The sequence below is a fragment of the Mucilaginibacter gracilis genome (assembly GCF_003633615.1).
In the GTDB taxonomy this organism is placed as follows: domain Bacteria; phylum Bacteroidota; class Bacteroidia; order Sphingobacteriales; family Sphingobacteriaceae; genus Mucilaginibacter; species Mucilaginibacter gracilis.
The window spans coordinates 4,966,188-4,987,995 of sequence record NZ_RBKU01000001.1 but is presented as its reverse complement, the minus strand read 5'-3'; the positions used below and the strand labels follow the sequence as shown (position 1 = coordinate 4,987,995).

At 44.5% G+C, this 21,808-nt stretch carries 12 protein-coding genes; all 12 read left to right on the top strand.

All coding sequences use genetic code 11. The features are described from left to right. The first annotated feature begins 1 nt into the window (after position 1). Positions 2 to 2,797: a glycoside hydrolase family 2 protein gene (locus BDD43_RS22200; RefSeq protein ID WP_121199876.1), complete on the top strand. Its 2,796-nt coding sequence runs from the start codon at positions 2 to 4 to the stop codon at positions 2,795 to 2,797. Next, positions 2,794 to 5,628: an alpha-L-rhamnosidase gene (locus BDD43_RS22195; RefSeq protein ID WP_121199874.1), complete on the top strand. Its 2,835-nt coding sequence runs from the start codon at positions 2,794 to 2,796 to the stop codon at positions 5,626 to 5,628. Before BDD43_RS22200 ends, BDD43_RS22195 begins: the two co-directional genes overlap by 4 nt. 173 nt (positions 5,629 to 5,801) lie before the next feature. Then, the gene (locus tag BDD43_RS22190) at positions 5,802 to 6,914 is read left to right on the top strand and encodes a sialidase family protein (RefSeq protein ID WP_246001732.1); all 1,113 of its coding nucleotides are present in this window, start codon (positions 5,802 to 5,804) and stop codon (positions 6,912 to 6,914) included. A 2-nt stretch (positions 6,915 to 6,916) separates the two neighbouring features. Next, a complete protein-coding gene (locus BDD43_RS22185) occupies positions 6,917 to 8,320 on the top strand; it encodes a dienelactone hydrolase family protein (RefSeq protein ID WP_246001729.1) in 1,404 nt (467 codons plus the stop codon). Positions 8,321 to 8,334: 14 nt separating this feature from the next. Then, a complete protein-coding gene (locus tag BDD43_RS22180) occupies positions 8,335 to 9,255 on the top strand; it encodes a sugar phosphate isomerase/epimerase family protein (protein ID WP_121199872.1) in 921 nt (306 codons plus the stop codon). Positions 9,256 to 9,540: 285 nt separating this feature from the next. Beyond that, entirely contained in the window at positions 9,541 to 11,433 is a 1,893-nt protein-coding gene (locus BDD43_RS22175) for a right-handed parallel beta-helix repeat-containing protein (protein ID WP_246001728.1), read from the top strand. 3 nt (positions 11,434 to 11,436) lie between these two features. Then, entirely contained in the window at positions 11,437 to 12,144 is a 708-nt protein-coding gene (locus BDD43_RS22170; protein ID WP_121199868.1) for an L-rhamnose mutarotase, read from the top strand. A gap of 96 nt (positions 12,145 to 12,240) precedes the next feature. Next, positions 12,241 to 13,320, top strand: coding sequence for a Gfo/Idh/MocA family protein (locus BDD43_RS22165; RefSeq protein WP_121199866.1), 1,080 nt, complete (start codon positions 12,241 to 12,243; stop codon positions 13,318 to 13,320). A gap of 99 nt (positions 13,321 to 13,419) precedes the next feature. After that, the gene (locus BDD43_RS22160; RefSeq protein WP_121199864.1) at positions 13,420 to 15,000 is read left to right on the top strand and encodes a sodium:solute symporter family transporter; all 1,581 of its coding nucleotides are present in this window, start codon (positions 13,420 to 13,422) and stop codon (positions 14,998 to 15,000) included. A 76-nt stretch (positions 15,001 to 15,076) separates the two neighbouring features. Next, positions 15,077 to 17,248, top strand: a complete 2,172-nt coding sequence (locus BDD43_RS22155) for an alpha-L-rhamnosidase-related protein (RefSeq protein WP_121199862.1) — start codon at positions 15,077 to 15,079, stop codon at positions 17,246 to 17,248. A gap of 193 nt (positions 17,249 to 17,441) precedes the next feature. Continuing rightward, on the top strand, positions 17,442 to 18,515 hold the full coding sequence (locus BDD43_RS22150; RefSeq protein ID WP_121199861.1) for a mandelate racemase/muconate lactonizing enzyme family protein: 1,074 nt from the start codon (positions 17,442 to 17,444) through the stop codon (positions 18,513 to 18,515). After that, entirely contained in the window at positions 18,515 to 21,808 is a 3,294-nt protein-coding gene (locus BDD43_RS22145) for a glycoside hydrolase family 2 TIM barrel-domain containing protein (protein WP_121199859.1), read from the top strand. Before BDD43_RS22150 ends, BDD43_RS22145 begins: the two co-directional genes overlap by 1 nt.

Sequence of the window (21,808 nt, the reverse complement as noted above, 5' to 3'; positions counted from 1 at the left end):
TATGCGCAATTTGATACGAACCATAGCATCCGGCATTCTGCTTCTTACTTCCTGCTTCTCTTACGCGCAGCAAACAGAAAAGCTATACCTATCAGGCACAGGAAGCGACCATACCGTTAACTGGCAATTTTTTTGTACTGCGGGGAGAAATTCGGGTAAGTGGACGACCATTCCGGTGCCGTCAAACTGGGAGTTTCAAGGGTTCGGCAAATATAATTATGGTCTGGATAAAGATACCGTAAGAGGTAAAGAGTCGGGCCAATATAAGTATGAGTTTAAGGTGCCCGTTTCCTGGAAAGGTAAAAATATCAACATTGTATTTGAGGGCTCCATGACCGATACCCGCGTTAAACTAAACGGCCAGTTGGCGGGCGATATACACCAGGGTTCTTTTTACAGATTTAAATACGATATAAGTAAACTGCTTAAATATGGCGATACAAATTTGTTGGAAGCAACGGTTGATAAGCATTCGGCCAATACATCGGTAAACGCTGCCGAACGCAAAGGTGACTTTTGGATATTTGGAGGTATTTATCGGCCGGTTTATTTGGAGGCCGCACCGCAACAGCACATCAGCCACGTTGCAGTAAATGGCCTGGCCAGCGGCCAGTTTAGCGCAAATGTGTTTTTAGATAATGCTACAGTTGGCAGCAAGGTATCTGCGCAATTTTACACCGTTAGTGGTGTAAAGGTTGGTGCGGCTTTTCAGGCTGCCATTAATAAAGGTGATAGTGTGGTGCATTTGCAAGGTAGCACCTCGTCACCAAAACTATGGTCGCCGGAGTTTCCAAACTTATACCGGGTTGTATTTACCTTGGTAAGCAATGGTAAAGCTATCCATGTAGTAAAGCAAAAATTCGGCTTCCGTACCGTGGAGTTTCGCGAGCATGATGGCATTTATGTAAACAACGTAAAGGTGAAGTTTAAAGGCGTTAACCGCCATACCTTTTGGCCAACAACAGGCAGAGCCGTTAATAAAAACATCAGCATAGAAGATGTTAAGCTGATAAAGGACATTAACATGAATGCCGTTCGGATGTCGCACTATCCACCCGATGAGCATTTTTTAGACGTTTGCGATTCGCTCGGACTTTTTGTGTTGGACGAACTTACCGGCTGGCATAGTTATTACGATACACAGGTAGGCTCTAAACTGGTTAAAGAAATGATAACCAGAGATGTTAATCACCCATCAATAGTTATTTGGGATAACGGTAACGAGGGCGGCTTTAATTTTGACCTTGACCACCTGTTCGGCCAGTACGATATACAAAAACGCCCATTAATACATCCCTGGGCAATATATAAAGGTATCAACACGCAGCATTATATTAATTACGATTACGGTACGGCTACTAATTTGCATGGCCACGATGTAACCTTCCCTACAGAGTTTTTACATGGTTTGTACGACGGCGGCGCAGGTGCCGGATTGGATGATTTTTGGGAGCTGATGTGGCACACACCGCTATCGGCAGGAGGCTTTATCTGGGCCTTTTTGGATGAGGATGTGGTACGAACTGATAAAAACGGCGAACTGGATTCGGACGGCGACCATGCACCTGATGGTATAGTTGGCCCTTACCGCGAAAAAGAAGGCAGTTATTACGCCATAAAAGAAATTTGGTGCCCCGTACACATGGAACCACGCGAAGTAACCCCGGCATTTGACGGTAAAATACGGATGGAGAACCGTTACCTATACACCAATATTAAGCAGTGCAGTTTTACGTATAAACTGGCCGGCTTTGATAATCCTTATCACAAAACCGCTGTAACAGCTAAATCGGGCCCTATTGCTTCGCCGGATATTGCGCCGGGGCAATTTGGCTATCTGCAAATGCAATTGCCTTTGGGCTGGCAAAACTATGATGTGCTGTATGTAACCGCTTATGACGTAACCCATCACGAATTATTTACCTGGAGCTATCCGTTAAGCAACAATAACAAAGTAACCAAACAAATGATTAGCACCGCGGGTACCGCCAAACCTGTTATTAAAGAAACAGATTCGCTATACAAAGTGCGTGCTAATGGTGTTGAGGTGGAATTTAACCGGAATTCGGGCTTGTTAATGAGCGTTAAAAACCCGAAAGGTAACATACCTTTTAACAACGGCCCGGTACTGGCCGAAGGCTGGGAGAAAACCGGTTTCCAAAAGTTGAGCTACCATTACGATAATGACAGTTTGGTAGTTGAAGCTACATTTGAGAAAAAAGCAAATGAGGCACAGTTAAAGTGGACTATCTTCCCATCGGGATGGGTTAAGTTAACTGTAAAATACTGGCCCATTGGCGAAGAAGGGAATTTGCTTGGGGTAAGTTTCTCCTATCCCGAAAAGGATGTGAAAGGTGTAACTTATTTAGGCGATGGCCCTTACCGGGTTTGGAAAAATCGGATGAAAGGCACGCAGATAGGCATTTGGGATAAAACCTATAACAACACCATAACCGGGCAACCCAATTTGGAGTACCCCGAATTTAAGGGTTATTACTCAAACCTGTATTGGATGAAGCTGAACACTACCGCCCAACCCATTACTATTATTTGTGATAACCGCGACGTATTTATGCGTTTGTTTACCCCGGCCAATCCTAAAAAGGTATATAATACGGCTCCGGCTTTCCCATCGGGCGATATATCTTTTATGAACGGCATTTCGCCTATCGGTACCAAATCGCAAAAGCCGGAAAAATTGGGGCCGCAGGGTATGCCAAACAAATATTTTGATTATTACAAGGACATAGATATGGCGTTATCAATCACCTTATACTTTGATTTTTCGGGCAAATGAAACTCACTAAAATAGCTTATCCCTTATTATTGTTATTGCTTACTGGCAGTAGCATGAGTCTTTTTTCGTTTCGCGAAAAGGCAACTGTAGCCATTGCCTTACAAAATTTGCGTTGCGAAATGCTGGTTGATCCTTTGGGAATAGATGCGGTTAACCCGCGTTTAAGCTGGGAGATCATTTCCGGAGAACGCAATGTACAGCAAACAGGCTACCATATCATGGTTGCTTCGTCTCCCGAAAAGCTGGCAGCTAACGCAGGCGATCTTTGGGATTCGGGAACTATCAAATCCGGGCAATCGGTACAGGTTGATTATGCGGGTAAAACACTAAACAGCAGGATGGCTTGTTTTTGGAAGGTACAGGTTACCACCAATAAAGGCGAAAGCAAATGGAGCGAACCTGCTAAATGGAGCATGGGTTTATTAAAACCCAGCGACTGGAAAGCCAAATGGATAGGGCTGGATAAATCGTTTGCCTGGGATAGCGTTTCTAAGTTTTCAAGGTTATCGGCAAGGTATTTCCGTAAAGAAGTTGAATTGCCGGGCGGAATAAAAAGGGCCACGGTTTATATCTCTGGCTTGGGGTTATATGAGCTATATATTAATGGTAAGCGCATTGGAGACCAGGTTATGGCACCTTCGCCAACAGATTTTACAAAGTCGGTTAAATATAATACTTACGATGTTACCGAAAACTTGACCGGTGGTTTTGCAACCGTAGGCGTTGTTTTAGGCAATGGAAGGTTTTTTACCATGAGGCAAAACTATAAACCTCAAAAAATTAAGACTTTCGGCTATCCAAAAATGCTGCTGCAAATGGATATTGAATATAATAACGGCACGCCAACAAAACACATGACGATTGGCAGCGACGACAACTGGAAGGTTACCGCCGATGGCCCGATACGAACAAACAACGAATACGACGGTGAAGAATATGATGCCAATAAAGAATTAACAGGTTGGGCCGATGCGAGAAAAACAAAAATAACCAGTCCGCATAGTAGAGTTGTGCTGCCCGGATACGATGAAGCTAAATGGCTTAAAGCCGAATTGGTACAAGCACCCGGCGGTAAGTTGGTGGCCCAGATGAATGAAAAGATCAGGGTTACTGAAATTATTAAGCCAAAAGCGATTACCAAGTTAAACGCAACAACCTATGTAATGGACATGGGCCAAAATATGGCGGGCTGGCTTAAAATGCGGGTAAAGGGCACAAAGGGCCAAAAGGTGCAATTGCGTTTTGCCGAAACTACCAAAAGCGACGGCGAACTGTATGTGGCTAATTTGAGGGATGCAAAAGCTACTGATGTTTATACCCTAAAAGGCGGTGAAACCGAAGTATGGCACCCAATATTTGTTTATCACGGGTTTAGATATGTAGAAATTGTGGGCTACCCCGGCGTGCCCACCGTTGATGATTTTGAAGGACAGGTAGTAAATGACGACCTTGAAAACGTGGGCCGTTTTGAAACATCAAACACGCTTATTAATAAAATATACCGCAATGCGTACTGGGGTATCCGCGCTAATTACAAGGGGATGCCTTTGGACTGCCCGCAACGCAACGAGCGTATGCCCTGGCTGGCCGACCATGCTACGGGATCGTACAGCGAAAGTTTTGTGTTTGATAACGCTAAGCTTTACGCCAAATGGGTTGATGATATCGAAGAATCGCAAAAACCGGAAGGTGGTTTGCCCGATGTTGCACCCGCTTACTGGAATTATTACAGCGACGACGTAACGTGGCCTGCAACATACCTTATAGTAGCCGACATGCTGTATACACAATACGGCGATACCAAACCCATTGCAAAGCATTACGATTCGATGAAGAAATGGCTGGGGTATATGCAAACCAAATACATGACCAATTACATTGTAACCAAAGATAAATATGGCGACTGGTGCGTTCCGCCAGAATCGCCTACTTTGATACATTCTAAAGATACCCTGCGTACTACCGATGGGCATTTAATAGCAACCGCATACTACTATAGGCTGCTAACATTGATGCAGCGTTTTGCACAAGTGCTAAATAAACCGGAGGATGTTAAAAGTTATGCTGCTTTATCGGCTAACATCAAAACTGCTTTTAACAAGGAGTTTTTTAACAGCCAAACAAATCGCTACAGCAATAATTCGGTAACATCAAACCTGCTGCCTATGTATTTTGATATGGTTCCGCAGGCCAACCGCAAAGCGGTTTTTAAAAACATTGAGGATAAGATACTGATTGATAATACCGGCCACATCAGCACAGGTGTAATAGGCACGCAATGGTTAATGCGTAGCCTAACCGATAATGGCCGCACCGACATTGCTTATCACATCGTATCAAACACCGATTACCCAAGCTGGGGATATATGGTAAACAAAGGCGCTACAACCTTTTGGGAATTGTGGAACGGTGATACCGCAAGTCCGCAAATGAATTCGCAAAACCATGTAATGCTACTGGGCGATTTGCTGGTGTGGTTTTACGAAGACCTTGCCGGGATAAAAGCCAACCCTTTAAAACCCGCATTTAAACAACTGATAATGAAACCCGAACCCGCAAACGGTTTGGACTATGTTAAAGCCAGCTACCATTCTATTCATGGTATGATTAAGAGTAACTGGAAAAAAGAGGGTAAAAGCTTTAATTGGAACATTACCATTCCGGCAAATAGTTCGGCTATAGTTTATGTTCCGGCTACCTCTGTTAGCGATGTCTTAGAATCGGGCAAGAGTATCAGTGCTGTTGAAGGAGTGAAATTTTTGAGGATGGAAAAGGGGAGAGCCGTGTTAGAGGTTGGCTCCGGGAGTTATGAATTTAAGTCAGTATTATGATGATAGGAGATATTGAAAATCTATTTTTTAATTCCCCTCTCGAGAGGGGGAGCGTTGGGTTGAGTAATGGCAGGGGTGTGTCTATGCGCAATGCCACAATGAGAGCACGCCCCTCCAACTTGCTCAAAAGCGGAACCGCACATTATTATTTTTTATTTAAGGTTCTCACTATCTTGTTATTATGCTTCATAGCAAACACAACATTTGCCCAACAAAAAAATCCTTGGCGAAGGGGAATTAAAACCGACGAGTTTATTTTTGAAAAAGCCCCTTTCCCCGAATGCCACGCCGCTACCATTGCCGAAACCAGCGAGGGCCTTGTTGCCGCATGGTTTGGTGGTACAAAAGAGCGTAACCCCGATGTTTGCATTTGGGTGAGCCACCAAAAAAAGAATGGTAAGTGGTCGACGCCCGAGAATGTGGCTAATGGTATTCACCCGGACACTACCCGCGATGCTTGTTGGAACCCTGTTTTGTTCCAGGTGCCAAAGGGCGAATTGATATTGTTTTACAAAATTGGGCCTAAACCCTCAACCTGGAAAGGTTTTTACAAAACATCTAAAGACGGTGGTAAAACCTGGGGCGAGCAGCAGCCTTTGCCAAATGGCATTTTGGGCCCTATTAAAAATAAGCCTGTACTGTTGAGCAACGGCAATATCCTATCCCCATCCAGCACCGAAGATAGTGGTTGGAAAACCCATTTTGAATTGAGTGCCGATAGCGGTAAAACATGGAAACTGATTGGTCCCGTTGCCAACGGCGATACCAAGGGCGCCATACAACCCAGTATACTGTTTTATAAAGATGGCCGCTTGCAAGCCCTTTGCCGCAGCCAAAACCGGGCAATTTTAGAAACCTGGTCGGCTGATAATGGTTTAACGTGGTCGCCATTGACTAAAACGTCCCTTCCCAATAATAATTCGGGTACGGATGCTGTAACATTGAAGGATGGCAGGCAGTTGCTGGTTTATAACCACGTATTGCCACCGGGCATTTTGGCTAAAGGCGCGCGGACACCATTAAATGTATCTATATCAAAAGATGGTAAAACCTGGTTTGCATCGCTGATACTGGAAGATTCGCCCATAAGTCAATACTCTTATCCCGCTGTAATACAAACTAGCGATGGCCTGGTGCATTTTGTATATACCTGGCGCAGGCAGCGCATTAAACATGTGGTGGTTGACCCATCGAAACTAAAAATGGTGGAGATTAAAAACGGCGAATGGCCCAAGGTAGAGGGTTATACTTTACCCGTAGCAACCGGCGATACCAAAGATTTATAAGTATGATGATTAAAAGGATTTGTACGGCTCTCGTTTTTTTACTGATGTTATCGGCCAAAGCCGTAGCGCAGCAAAGTGCAGATGATAGCTTAAAAGAGCCTTTAAAACAAGTGCTTAGTGAAATTGAGGCCCGCTTTCACATTCAAATTAAATATGATGAAAGTTTGGTTAAGGGCCAGGTGGTTACCTTTGCCAAATGGCGGTTTAGGCCCGATGTTGACAAAACACTTAATAACATATTAACGCCGCTTGATATTTCGTTCCCCAAAACAGGAAATGTGTACAAGCTTCGCAAGTTTGATTACCCCCGCTGGACGGTGGAAGACGGTAAACAACAGTTGGATTACCTGTCGTCGTTATACAACGATGTACCAAGTTTCGAGAAACGTAAATATGCCATCCGCGCATGTATGCTCAGTACGCTCGGGCTTTCGCCGATGCCCAAAAAGCCCAATTCAGCACCCATAATTACCCGTTTACGGCAAATGGACGGCTACACTATCGAAAATGTAGCTATTGAAACCCTACCCGGTTTATATGTATGTGGCTCGTTATACCGCCCTGCTAAAAGCAAAGGGAAGGCACCTGTAGTTATTGCGCCTAATGGCCATTTCCAGAGCGGGCGCTACAATAAAGACCAGCAAAAACTTTGCGCCACGCTTGCCCGCATGGGTGCCATGGCTTTTAGTTACGATCTGTTTGCCTGGGGCGAATCTATGCTGCAATTTAAGTTTGAAGATCATAACCGCAGTTTAGCCATGTCCATTCAGGCTTTAAATGGTTTGCGCATCATTGATTTTTTGCAGGCTCAAAAAGGAGCGGACGTTAACCGCCTGGGTATTACCGGTGCATCGGGCGGGGGCAGCCAAACCTTTTTACTTTCGGCATTGGATGATCGTATTAAGGTAAGCGTACCGGTGGTGATGCTATCTTGCTATTTTTATGGTGGTTCACTTTCAGAAAGCGGGATGCCTATTCATTTATGCGAAGGCGGAACGGACAACCCGGAATTGGCCGCTATGTTTGCGCCCAAACCGCAACTGGTAGTGTCGGATGGGAAAGACTGGACAGCGAACGTTCCCGAAATAGAGTTCCCTTATCTGCAAAAAGTTTACGGCTATTACGGCAAAATCGATCAGGTTAAAAATGTGCATTTAGCTAATGAAGGTCATGATTATGGCATATCAAAACGCAAAGCCATGTATGCGTTTATGGCACAGCATCTGAGCCTGGATATTAAAGCCGTTGAGGATGCCGACGGCAATATTGACGAAACAAAAAGTACTGTTGAAAAGGAGCAGGCGCTATATGTGTTTGGCGATAAGGGCGAGCGTTTGCCTGCGAATGCCATACACGGATTTGAGCAGATGCAGAAGGTTTTTAATGAGGCAACGGCCATCAAATAATAAAGCTTCAGGATATGAAAAATAAAGAAGAACGATTAGCAACAATGGACAGGAGAAATTTTTTAGGACGCACTGCTATGTTAACCGGTGGTTTAGTGTTGGCCAGAAACGCATCTTGGGCCAATGTTTTTTCGGCCCCTAATCAAAAATATAAAGTTGCCGTGGTTGACCTGATGATATTGAAACGCCAAAAACTGGGTGCCTTCCAGCTCACTAAGGATATTGGTGCTGATGGGGTTGAGGTTGATATGGGTGGTTTAGGTAACCGGGTAACCTTCGATAGCCAGTTAGCTACGCCGGAGGTCAGGCAACAGTTTTTGGATAAGGCTAAAGAACTTGATCTGGAAATATGTTCGTTGGCTATGACGGGTTTCTACGCACAATCGTTCGCCGAGCGCGACGGGGTTGACCGTATGGTGCAGGATTGCCTGGATACCGCAAAGGCCATGAATGTAAAGGTGGTGTTTTTACCCCTCGGCGGAAGCGACGTTGTTAAAAAGCCGGAATTGCGCCCGGCCATAATAGAACGCCTGAAAGCCATTGGCCCAAAAGCCGAAGCGATGGGTATAACCATTGGTATTGAAACCGCATTGCCCGCCGCCGACGAAGTGAAACTGCTGGACGAAATTGGCTGTAAAGCGGTACAAAGCTATTTCAATTTTGCCAACGCCTGCGACAATGGCAGGGATGTAAGCAAAGAGCTTGAAACGTTGGGTAAAAAACGCATCTGCCAGATACATTGCAGCGATACCGACGGCGTATGGTTGCAAAACGACCCTAAGATAGATATGGAAAAGGTAAAGAAAACCTTAGATAGAATGAAGTGGAGCGGCTGGCTGGTAATTGAACGCTCGCGCGATAAAAATAATACCAAAGATGTTAAGGGGAACTTTGGAGCCAATACAACTTATGTTAAATCGGTATTTCAATCGTAAATGATAGGAGTCAGAAATATATCGTTCTATAATAATCAGGTGAATTCCCCTCCTGAGAGGAATAGCCTATTGTATTGCAGATGGTTTTTTACTCCCTCCTCGGGGAGGGGTGCGTTAGGTTGTGAAGTGGCAGGGAGGGGTTTAGTCGCCTTGCCCTCGCATAAAGCCCTCCCTACACCCTCCCGTTGGGAGGGAATCGCCCAACTCTTTAAAACTTCTCTTTGTCTTTTTATGGGCTATTATTCCCAAAAGGGGAATTATACAAGCCATAGGCTTTTTAAGTGTGTGATACTTATAGCTTTTTTACTCTTAACCCTAAGCACAAACGCCGCAGATATTTGGGTATCGCCAACAGGCTCAGATCAAAATGTTGGTACTAAAGATCAGCCCATGGCAACACCGTTGGCAGCTTTGCGTAGGGCGAGGGAATTGCGCAGGTTAAATGATGAGTCGATTAAAAACGGAATCCACATTATTTTAAGAGGTGGCACATACCAATTATTTGAACCACTTTTTGTACGCCCGGAAGATTCGGGTACGGCTGCCAGTCCAACTGTAATAGAAGCTGCACCGGGCGAAGTGCCTGTATTAAGCGGGGGCGTAAACATACAAGGCTGGCAAAAGCAAAAAGCTTCGCTACTCGGCTTGGCAGCCGTGGCTAAAGGAAATGTTTGGGTTGCCGATGCACCAACGGTTGCGGGTGCTTTACTTAATTACAGGCAGCTTTGGGTTAATAACCGCAAGGCTACCCGCGCCCGCAGTATTAATGCGGATAGTATGAGCCGCATTCTATCGTGGAACCACAAAGAACAAACCTGTTGGATACCAAAGCCTAAAACGGGCAACCTTCGCGGCGTTGTGGGTATGGAAATGTTTATCCACCAATGGTGGGCTATTGCCGTTTTACGCATCAAAGCTATACAGTTGCAGGGCGATAGTGCCAAACTGAGTTTTGAACAACCGGAGAGCCGCATCCAGTCGGAACATCCCTGGCCTGCGCCATTCATCTCAAAAAAAGCGGGCAACTCGGCGTTTTATTTAACCAACGCTTTACAGTTTTTAGATGAACCCGGCGAGTGGTATCTGGATACAAAAAGCAGAAAAATTTATTATTGGCCCCGCAAAGGTGAGGATATGGCATCGGCAAATGCTGTTGTGCCTTCGCTCGAAACATTGGTAAAAATTGAAGGTAGTATTGATAACCCGGTTAGCCATGTGTATTTCAAAGGAATAGCTTTTGAGCATTCCTCGTGGTTAAGGCCGTCGCAAGCGGGCCTCGTTCCGCACCAGGCGGGCATGTATATGCTTGATGCTTATAAGCTCAAAATACCCGGTACGCCGGATAAAAAAGGTTTGGAAAATCAAGCATGGGTGGGTCGCCCGGCTGCGGCGGTACAGGTAGCTTATGCTAATAATACCGGCTTTGAGGCTTGCCGGTTTGAGCACCTCGCTTCTACAGGTTTAGATTACCAGCGCGGCACACACGACGATGAAATTAAAGGTTGCCTATTTAAAGATATTGGCGGAACGGGCATACTAACGGGTGTGTTTTCGGATGAATCAACCGAAGTACATTTGCCTTATAATCCCAAAGATTTGCGGGAGGTTTGCACCAACGAACATATAACCAATAACCTGGTTACCGATGTAAGCAACGAAGACTGGGGATGTGTTGGCATTGGCGCAGGCTACGTTAAAAACATCAACATTGAACATAATGAAATTTGCGAAACATCGTATACCGCAATTAGCGTAGGGTGGGGCTGGACCAAGACCATAAACGCCATGAGCAATAACCGTATTTATGCAAATAAGATTAGCCATTACGCCAAGCACATGTATGATGTGGCCGGGATTTACACGCTATCGGCACAGCCCGGAACATTAATAACCGAGAACTACGTCGACTCCATATACAAAGCGCCTTACGCTCACGACCCGGTACACTGGTTTTACTTATACCTGGATGAAGGCTCATCCTACATCACCATAAAAGACAATTGGTGCCCTGCCGAAAATTTTTTAAAGAACGCTAACGGGCCGGGAAATACCTGGGAAAACAACGGGCCAACGGTACCCATCAAGATAAAAAACGAGGCAGGTTTACAACCAGCCTATCAATATCTGCTTAAAGAGCGAGTAAATAACCCGGCAAATCAACCTATAAATCACTCTTAAATAATGACTATAGTTAAAATTTATAATAATCTTATTATTAAGTATTTGTGTATTTTGTTAGTAGTGCTTGGTTTGTTGTGCGGCTCAATCAAAAGCAATGCACAGGCATTAAAAAAGCCGGTGGTAATAGAGATTATTTACCAAGGGGGGGCTACCGAGCAGGATAAGTTATTAAGTTTTTGTGCAAAGCAAACTTTTATTGATGCCCATGATATTTACCAATGGAAAAACCATTTTGTTATTTACGGCGATGGGTATAAACGTTTTTATGAACAGATAAAAACGGCGTTTAAAAATTGTACCGTCAAGCTTTATCAAGATCCGTTTTATGATTTTGAGCGAACTAATTGCAGCACGGAAAAGAAGAGTGCCCTTAGACTGGATAATATTTTATTAACCGCCAACCTGGTGGCCAACCCTAAAATGCAGCAGGAATATTTAAACTATCATAAAACCCAATTTGAAAAATGGCCGCAGGTTTCACAGGGTTTTTGTAATGCAAAATTTCAGCGTTTACTGGTGTTTAAAAACGGCAGGCAGTTGATGCTTATCATTAGCATCCCGAAAGGTGAAAGTCTGGACAAACTGAATCCTTTAACTACAAAAAATAACCCGAGAGTTGATGAATGGAATAAGATAATGTCGAAGTACCAGGAGGGAATCCCGGGTACTAAAAAAGGAGAAACCTGGGTGTTTTTTAAACCTGTATAATGAGGTGCAAGAATCAAGAAGCCAGAATCAGGAAAAGCAACAAAACCATAACCTAATAACTCAACAACTAAATCACTCAATAACCAAATACAACCCATGCTCAAATTAGGAATATTAGGATTAGGCGAAGGCCGGAGCACCATGTCGGCAGCGTTACAGAGCTCTAAATGGGAACTGAAAACAATTTGCGACAGGAACGAAGAATTGTGTAAGCAGCGTGCCGAAGAATTTAATTTTCATAGCTATACCACCAACTATGAGGATATGCTTAATGATGCCGAAATTGATGTGATAGCCATTTACACGCCCGATCATTTACATGCCGGGCACATTAAGCAAGCCTTGCTGCATCATAAACATGTGGTTTGCACCAAACCCTTTATTGATAATTTATCGGACGCTAACGAGCTGATAGAACTGGCAGAAAAGGTTGGCAAAAAAATATTTGTTGGCCAAAGTTCCCGTTTTTTTGAACCTGCCAAACGGCAGCGAAAGGATTTTGAAGCTGGCCTTATTGGCGATTTAATTACAGTTGAAAGCCATTACCATGCCGATCATCGTTGGTTTTTAGAAAAGCCCTGGGCATTGGAGTCGTCGTTTAAATGGCTATACGGCGGCTTGAGTCACCCGGTTGATTTTATCCGTTGGTACTTACCCAATATTGAAGAGGTAATGGGCTATGGCATGATAAGCGCGAATGGCAGAAATGCGGGTTTAAAAAATGAAGATACCATGCACTTTATTTTTAAAGCAACCGATGGGCGCATAGCCCGCGTAAGCGGCGCCTACACCGGCCCAACCCAACCTGCACAGCGCGATAGCGGCATGAGCGTTATTTTGAGGGGAACGGTAGGTGCATCGCAAGCGGATTACCATGAGCTACGGTATGCCATTACCGATAAAACCGGTGAAGAGAAAGTAGTTACCTGGGGCGATAGCACTATAAAATACTACTTCCGTTTTGAGGGCCAAAGTCACCATGCCGGTGAGTACCAGAATTACTTGGAATACTTTGCAGATAGCATTGAACAAAATTTTACCGCCTATCCCGATTTGAAAGAGGGTATTGGTACTATTGCTTTGCTGCAAGCGATGGATCGTACACTGAAAACCGGAGTGCCTGTTAAGATAAACGATATATTGAATGAATACAAAGTTAGCCCCCTAATCCCCTGAAGGGGGAACGAATGCGTGAGCATCATTGCTTGTTACCGCAATGATGTAGCGTTGATGATATTATAAATTAAACCTAACCAATAACCCAATCACTAAAATATGAATAGTATAGTTAACCGCCTTACCGCCCTGGATTACGGCATTGTAGTAGCCTACCTGGTGATTTTGATAGTGATTGGCTACAGGGCCAGTTTTGTGGGTCGCAATAAGGAGGAATCGTACTTTTTGGCTAACAAAAGTTTAGGTTGGGCAAGTATTGGCTTTAACATGTGGGGAACCAATGTTGGGCCGTCGTTATTGTTGGCCTTTGCAAGTATCGGTTTTAGCTCGGGCATAGTGGGTGCTAATTTCGATTGGTATGCCTTTGTGTTTTTAATGCTGCTGGCTATGGTTTTTGCCCCGCGTTATTTGGCTGCCAAGGTTACCACCATGCCCGAGTTTATGGGTAACCGCTATGGCGATTCAACTCAAAATATTTTGGCCTGGTATGCATTGGTTAAAATGCTTATTTCGTGGCTTTCGTTAGGGTTGTTTGCCGGCGGCTTGCTGGTTAGGCAGGTGTTGGGTATCCCCATGTGGCAATCGGTTATTGTGCTGGTTTCGTTTGCGGGGCTGTTTGCCTTTACGGGAGGGTTAAAGGCCATAGCTAAGGTTAATATTTTTCAAATGCTGCTGCTTATCGGCGTATCGCTAACGCTTAATATTTTAGGGGTTATTAAGGTTGGCAGCCTATCGGCGGTATTTCATGGCGTACCCGCTAATTATTGGACGTTGATCCATCCGGCAAACGACCCTAAATATCCCTGGTACGCTATCTTGTTGGGTTACCCGGTTTCGGCAATAGCGTTTTTCTGTACCGATCAGGCCATGGTGCAATCCGTATTAGGTGCCAAAAATCTGGAGCAGGGGCAGTTGGGCGTAAGCTTTATTGGCTGGCTTAAAATACTTTCGTTGCCGCTATTTATCCTTACGGGAATACTTTGCTATATTTTGTTCCCGCATTTAAAGGACCCCAGCGAGGCTTACATGACAATGGTGACCAACCTTTTCCCTCCGGGGATGAACGGACTGGTTATCGTGGTATTAATTGCCGTTTTAGTTGGCACCATAGGCTCATCGCTAAACGCATTGAGCACGGTGTTCACCATGGATATTTATGTTAAAAAAATTAACCCGCAGGCATCAAACCAGCAAATTATAAAAACAGGCCGCTTAACGGTTATTGCCGGCTGTATTTTTGCCATCGGCATGGCCCTGGCTATTGATAGCATTAAAGATCTGAACTTATTTGATGTTTTTCAATCCATACTCGGCTTTATAGCGCCGCCATTGGCGGTAGTGTTTTTGCTCTCTGTTTTTTGGAAACGTACTTCGCGCAAGGCGGTAAATTTTGTATTGTCGGCAGGTTCGGTAATTAGTTTGGGTACGGGTGTGGTTTACCTTTGGGTATTGCCTGCCTCCAAATTTCATTTTTGGCCGCATTACCTGATGTTGTCTTTCCTGATATTTGCTTTGCTGATTATACTGGCCGTGCTGATCTCGTTGTTCGACCCCTCTCCGCAAATCTATGTTGTAGATGAAAAAGCCGAAACACCTGTATGGACAACTACAAACAAGGTTAAACTTTCGTGGATATTGTTAAGCTTAATTATGGTTGGTTTATACCTGTATTTTAATTAAACCCCTAGCCCCCTGAAGGGGGAACAAGAGATGGAAGATGTGTTTTTGAATTTTTGATTTTGACCAATTTGAATTTATGAAGAAGATAGTTTACATTTTTTTATTATGCGGTTTGTTTGCGACGGACCTTGCATCGGCGCAAGCCAAAAAGGCTACCTGGATTTATTACCCCGGCGATTTTGAGGTTTGGCTTGGTAATAAAATGCAAAACCGCCGCACCGACCGTGGCGCGTTTTTGCCTGTGCTTTGGAAAATGGACAGCCATTATGTACTGGTTGAATTTCATAAGGATTTTGATGTGCCGGCTGCCGAAGAAGTTAAACTTTACGTTGAGGGAACCTATAACGTTAAGGTTGACGGACAGGCTTTTGTGGGCTACCCCAAAAGTATTACTGTACCTGCCGGGCACCATAAGTTAAGTTTAAAGGTATACTGCCAGGATAGGGTACCATCTGTTTTTGTGCAGGGGAATACCGTAGTTTCTGACGGTACCTGGCTTACTACGTTTGAGGATAAGGAATGGATAGATGCCACGGGCAAAGTATCAGATAAATCGGGCACTGTTTATTTGAATGCCGGTGCCTGGAATTTTAACAATCCTTTAATGCCGCCTTCAAAATTTAGCTTGCCAACAACGCCGCAACATGCCGTTAGCAGCGATAAAAACGCTAATTCCTTCTTTTTGGATTTTGGGAAAGAAACCTTTGGCTTTGTTAAGCTGCACGGCTTAAAAGGCAAAGGTAAACTGCATATTTACTACGGCGAATCGAAAGAAGAAGCACAATCTGTTGACCATTGCGAAACATTGGATGAACTTACCATTAACGAGCCTGCAAAAAAGGATTCGGTTATGGAGTTGTCAAAGGCGCTGCGCTATGTTAACGTACAGTTTGATGGTAGTATCAGTGTCGACTCGGTTTCGATGTTGTACGAGTATGCGCCGCTTAAAGAGCGCGGTGGTTTCCGCTGTTCGGATGCCGAAGTGAACAAAATATACGATGTATCTAAATATACCCTCAGTTTAGCCACGCGCGAGTTTTTTATTGATGGTATAAAACGAGACAGGTGGATATGGTCGGGCGATGCTTATCAAAGCTACGCCATGAATTATTATTCGTTTTTTGATTCGCCCACCGTTACCCGCACCATATTGGCTTTACGGGGTAAAGACCCGGTAACCAGCCATATCAACACCATAATGGATTATACTTTTTACTGGTTTTTGAGTATCAACGATTATTACCAGTACACTGGCGATAAAACATTTATCAAGCAGTTTTATCCGCGCATGCAAACCCTGATGGATTACTGCCTTGCCCGCCGCGACAAAAACGGCATGATGAGCGGTTTAGCAGGCGATTGGCTGTTTATTGATTGGGCCGACGGCCTGAGTAAAAAAGGCGAACTGAGCTTTGAACAGTTGTTGTTTTGCCGCAGCCTTGAAACTATGGCCACCTGCGCTAAATTAAATAACGATACCGAAGGCGCAGCTAAATACCAGGCCCTTGCCGACGAACTTAAAGCCAAAATATTTAAACTGTACTGGAACGAACAAAAACATGCCCTGGTACACAGCCTGATTGATGGTGTACAAAGCGACAACGTAACCCGGTATACCAATATGTTCGCTATCTTTTTTAACTACTTTAACGAGCAGCAAAAGCAGGATGTTAAGCAAAATGTATTGCTTAACGATAAGATACAAAAGATAACCACCCCATACATGCGCTTTTACGAACTGGAAGCACTATGCGCTATGGGCGAGCAGGACTATGTGCTTAAACAAATGAAAGATTATTGGGGCGGCATGTTAAAGCTTGGCGCAACAAGTTTTTGGGAAGAGTATAACCCCGATAAAAGCGGCGCCGATGTTTACGCCATGTATGGCCGCCCGTTTGGCAAAAGTTTGTGCCACGCCTGGGGGGCAAGCCCAATTTACCTGCTGGGTAAATACTATTTAGGTATAAAGCCCTTAACACCAGGTTATAATACTTATTTAGTTGAACCCAATTTAGGTGGTTTAAAATGGATGGATGGCACCGTGCCAACTCCCGATGGTGATATTAAAATGTATTGCAGCGCGAGTGAAATAAAAATTAAGGGTGATAGCGGTACAGGCATATTGCGTATTAAAAGTAAAAGCAAACCCGCCTGTAAGGATGCCACAATTGTATCAAAGGGTAATAACGTTTATGAGCTAACGGTTGAGAAAGGTAAAAATTACGCCATAACTTACACCGCTTTATAAGTATAAATTAATAAAGTTGTGTATTTAGTTAGTATGTAAAAGCCACCTGCAACAGTATTTGGATGGATATCATTTTCGTTTTAACCAGAAGACTATTTTTGAACTCTATTTTTGACAAACTAATCTACACAATGACAAGGTGGAAAGCTCATGAATTACAAAACGATCAAATGCGAACTAAATACATAATCCTATGAATAAAATTAAAAACTATACAGTTTACTCGGCTAAAGCCAAACTGGAAAAACCAATTTCGGATGCTACGCATACGCTTAGCGAAATATCGTTTGTAGTGCTTCGTATTCAAACTACAAGCGGCATAGTGGGCGAGGCCTATTTATTAAGCTTTCAATATAGCTCTAATGCCATTGCGGGTGCTATGAAAGACATTGGCGAAATGGTAATAGGTGAGGAAGTTAGCGATACCGTTAAGGTGTTTAATAAAATAAACGCTGCAAACGAGTACTTTGGGCACGAAGGTATAAACCGTTGGGCGCAAGCTGCTTATAACATTGCCATGTGGGATGCCTGGTGCAAAATACTTGGCCAGCCGATATGGAAGGTTTTAGGTACATCGCGCACCGAAGTGCCTATTTATGGCAGCGGCGGCTGGATATCATATTCGGTTGAGGAATTGATAGCCGAGGTAACCGGATACAAAAAACGTGGTTTTAAAGCCGTTAAAATAAAGGTTGGTAAGCCCGATTGGAAAGAGGACCTTGAAAGGCTGAAACTGGTTAGGGAAGCCGTTGGCAACGACATAGGCATTATGATGGATGCCAACCAGGGCATGACGGTGCCTACCGCTATGACTTTGGCCCGCGAGGCCCGTGCGCTTAATATCCAATGGTTTGAAGAACCTATAGATCATACCGATTTTCAGGGTTATCAATTGCTGCGTACTCAGGCCGGTATTTCGCTGGCTATGGGCGAACGCGAATATTCAACATTACCCTTGCGCGAATTGCTCAATCGTAACGCCATTGATATATGGCAACCCGATATTTTGCGTTTAGGCGGCGTTGAAGCCTGGCGCGACAGTGCTGCCTTAGCTGCGAGTTACAATATACCTGTTTTGCCGCATTACTATAAAGATTATGATATACCATTGTTGTGTACCATACCGAATGGAGCAGGGGCCGAATCGTTCGACTGGATCGACCCGCTCATAGACCATCCCATTGAAATAAAAAATGGAATGGCATCGCCACATAACAGGCCCGGCTGGGGCTTTAGTTTTAAAGATGCTTGCTTAACCGAAATTTAATGACAAAGAAGATAACCTGGGCACTATTATTAGCTCTGTTTTGCCAAACACCTTTGCTTGCACAACTGGTTGATAAAACACCGGCACCCATACCGCACGAGCCTACAATTTTTAATGCCGAACCCTGGGAAAATGCATCTGTTGATGGTATTAACCGCGACCCTTCACGGGCAACAGCTTATTCGTTTAGCAGTGTTAACGATGCTTTGACGCTGGACAGGGAAAAAAGCGGCAGAATGATCTCGCTAAACGGGCTATGGGATTTTTCGTTTGCCTATAAACCGGCAGATGCTCCGCAGGATTTTTATAAATCGCGCGTAAGCGGCTGGAAAAAAATAGAAGTACCCAGCAGTTGGGAAATGCAGGGTTATGATAAGCCTATTTACAAAAGTGCCGTTTACCCGTTCCGCCCGGTTAGTCCGCCATTTCCACCGGTTGATTATAATGGCATGGGGAGTTACCAACGCACATTTACCGTTCCGGCAGATTGGAAGGATATGAATATTACGCTGCACTTTGGCGGCGTGGCCTCGGGCTATAAGGTTTGGGTTAACGGCAAGTTTTTAGGTTACAGCGAAGATAGCTTTATGAGCACCGAGTTTAACATTACCCCCTATTTGCAGGCCGGCGAAAATATTTTATCGGTACAGGTTATCCGCTGGAGCGATGGTTATTTTCTGGAAGACCAGGATCAATGGCGCATGAGCGGCATCCACCGCGAGGTAATGCTACTGGCCGAACCTAAATTACGCATAGCCGACTTTTTTTGGCAAGGCAAGCTTGATAAGGATTACAAGGATGTGCGGTTTATGCTGCGGCCAAGAATTGAGAATTTAACAGGCAAGCAAATTGCAGGCTACCATGTTAAGGCTCAACTTTACGACCAGAATAATAAACCACTGATGAATAAGCCTTTAGATAGGAGTGTTGAAAGTATTATTAATGAGATTTTCCCCCGGTTGGACAACGCCAAATTTGCGCTGATGGAGGCCAAATTGAAAAACCCCTTAAAGTGGAGCCCGGAGATACCCAATTTGTACAAGCTTGTAATTTCGTTAGTAGATACTACCGGCCATGTTTTGGAGGCTAAGAGTTGCAGGGTAGGCTTTAGAAGTATCGAGTTTAGGAAAGACGATAGCAAACTGCTCATCAACGGCAAGCTAACTTATCTGTACGCCGTTAACCGGCCCGATCATGATCCCGTAAAGGGCAAGGCACTATCGCGCGATATTATTTTGCGCGATGTGCAAACCATTAAACGCTTTAACTTTAATTGCATCCGCACCAGCCATTACCCAATGGACCCGTACCTGTACGATTTATGCGACCAGTATGGCATTTTAGTGATTGACGAAGCCAACCTTGAAACGCATGGTTTAGGTTCAAAGCTAAGTAACGACCCGGTTTGGGCCGGTGCCTACCTTGACCGTGTTACCCGCATGGTGATGCGCGATAAAAACCACCCGAGCATTATTATTTGGAGTTTGGGTAACGAGGCCGGTCGTGGGCCAAACCACGCGGCTATGGCCGGTTGGGTACACGATTTTGATATTACCCGCCCCGTGCATTACGAGCCCGCGCAAGGCACACCGCAAGCCGAAGGTTATATTGAGCCCGGCGACCCAAGATATTTGAAACCTAACGACCATTCGCACCGTTTGGGTAACCCTATCGATCAGCCTTATGTTGATATTGATAGCCGGATGTACCCCGGCTTGTTCACGGTGCCCTTATTGGCTAACCAGCAAAATGGCGATAACAGGCCAATATTTTTTGTAGAGTATTCGCATGCAATGGGTAATTCCAATGGCAATTTAAAAGAGTTTTGGGATGCATTCCGGTCAAACAAGCGAATCATTGGCGCGGGGATATGGGAATTTAAAGATCAGGGTTTACTTAAACGAGATTCGGCAGGGACACCATACTACGCCTACGGCGGCGATTACCAGGAACGGTACTTTGACGATTTTACCATCAAAGGTATTGTAGCATCCGACGGCAGACCAAAGGCTGCCATTTACGAATGTAAGCATGTGTTTCAGCAGGCAGCCTGCGAATTGGTTGATGCCCAAAAGGGTTTAATTAAGGTAACTAACCGCAATGGTGTACAGAACCTTAACGATTTTGATGTTAGCCTTGATGTGTTGGAAAACGGAAGGATCATATCAACAAAAGTGTTACCACGCATCAATTTGGAGGCAGGTAAAGATACTGTGATAAGCATATTGCTGTATTTGCCCCAAATAAAGCCCGGTGTTGAATTTTTTGCGAACATCCGGTTCATGTTAACCGAAAGTAAATTGTGGGCGGATAAGGGTTTTGAAATAGCTTCAGATCAATTTGCATTCACGGGGTTGGCGGAATCAAAACCCAGTAACCAAAACTTCCCTGCCTTGGCAGTATCACAGAAGGCTGATAATTATTTGATAGATGGAAATGGTTTCGGCGTAAGCATTAATAAAGTTAACGGAGCTTTAAATTCTTATTTAATTGATGGTAAGGAGCAAGTTTTTGCGCCGCTGTTGCCGCACTTTAGTCGCCCCGCCACCGATAACGACCATAGGGGCTGGAAAGCCGATAAAAAATTAAAGGTTTGGTATGAGCCTGAATTGAAGCTTACGGATATTAATTTCAGCCAACCCCAAAAAGGGATTGTCAAGGTTATCAGCAATTATTCGCTAATCGGCGGCAAGGCAACTGTACAGGTTGTTTATACTATAAACGGCAACGGAACCGTTAAGGTAGATTATAGTTTAAATCCATCGGCAGGTTTGCCTAATATACCAAAGGTGGGGATGCAGTGCGGGATATTGAGAAGTTACGATAATGTGAGCTGGTACGGGAGGGGATTGATGGAAAATTATGTTGACAGACGGACGGGTTTCCCGGTAGGCATTTATTCGCAGCCAATAAACGAGTTTATGGAAAACTATGTGGTGCCGCAAGAAAACGGTAACCGCACCGATGTACGCTGGATGTACCTATCCGACAAGAAAAACGACGGCTTGCTTGTTGTTGCCGATAGTTTGTTAAGCATGAGCGCATGGCCCTACACCGAGGCCAATATTGTGGCGGCAAGGCATACCAACAAACTGAAGGACGCCGGGTACATAACACTAAACATAGACCTGGTACAGATGGGCGTAGGCGGCAACGATAGCTGGAGCGATTTAGCCGCGCCGTTGCCGCAATACCAAATATCGGCCAAACCATATCGCTATACTTTTTATATATTGCCGGCTAAAAGCAAACCCACCCAGGCAGGGGCACTGGCAACCAAAATAAAATTTTAA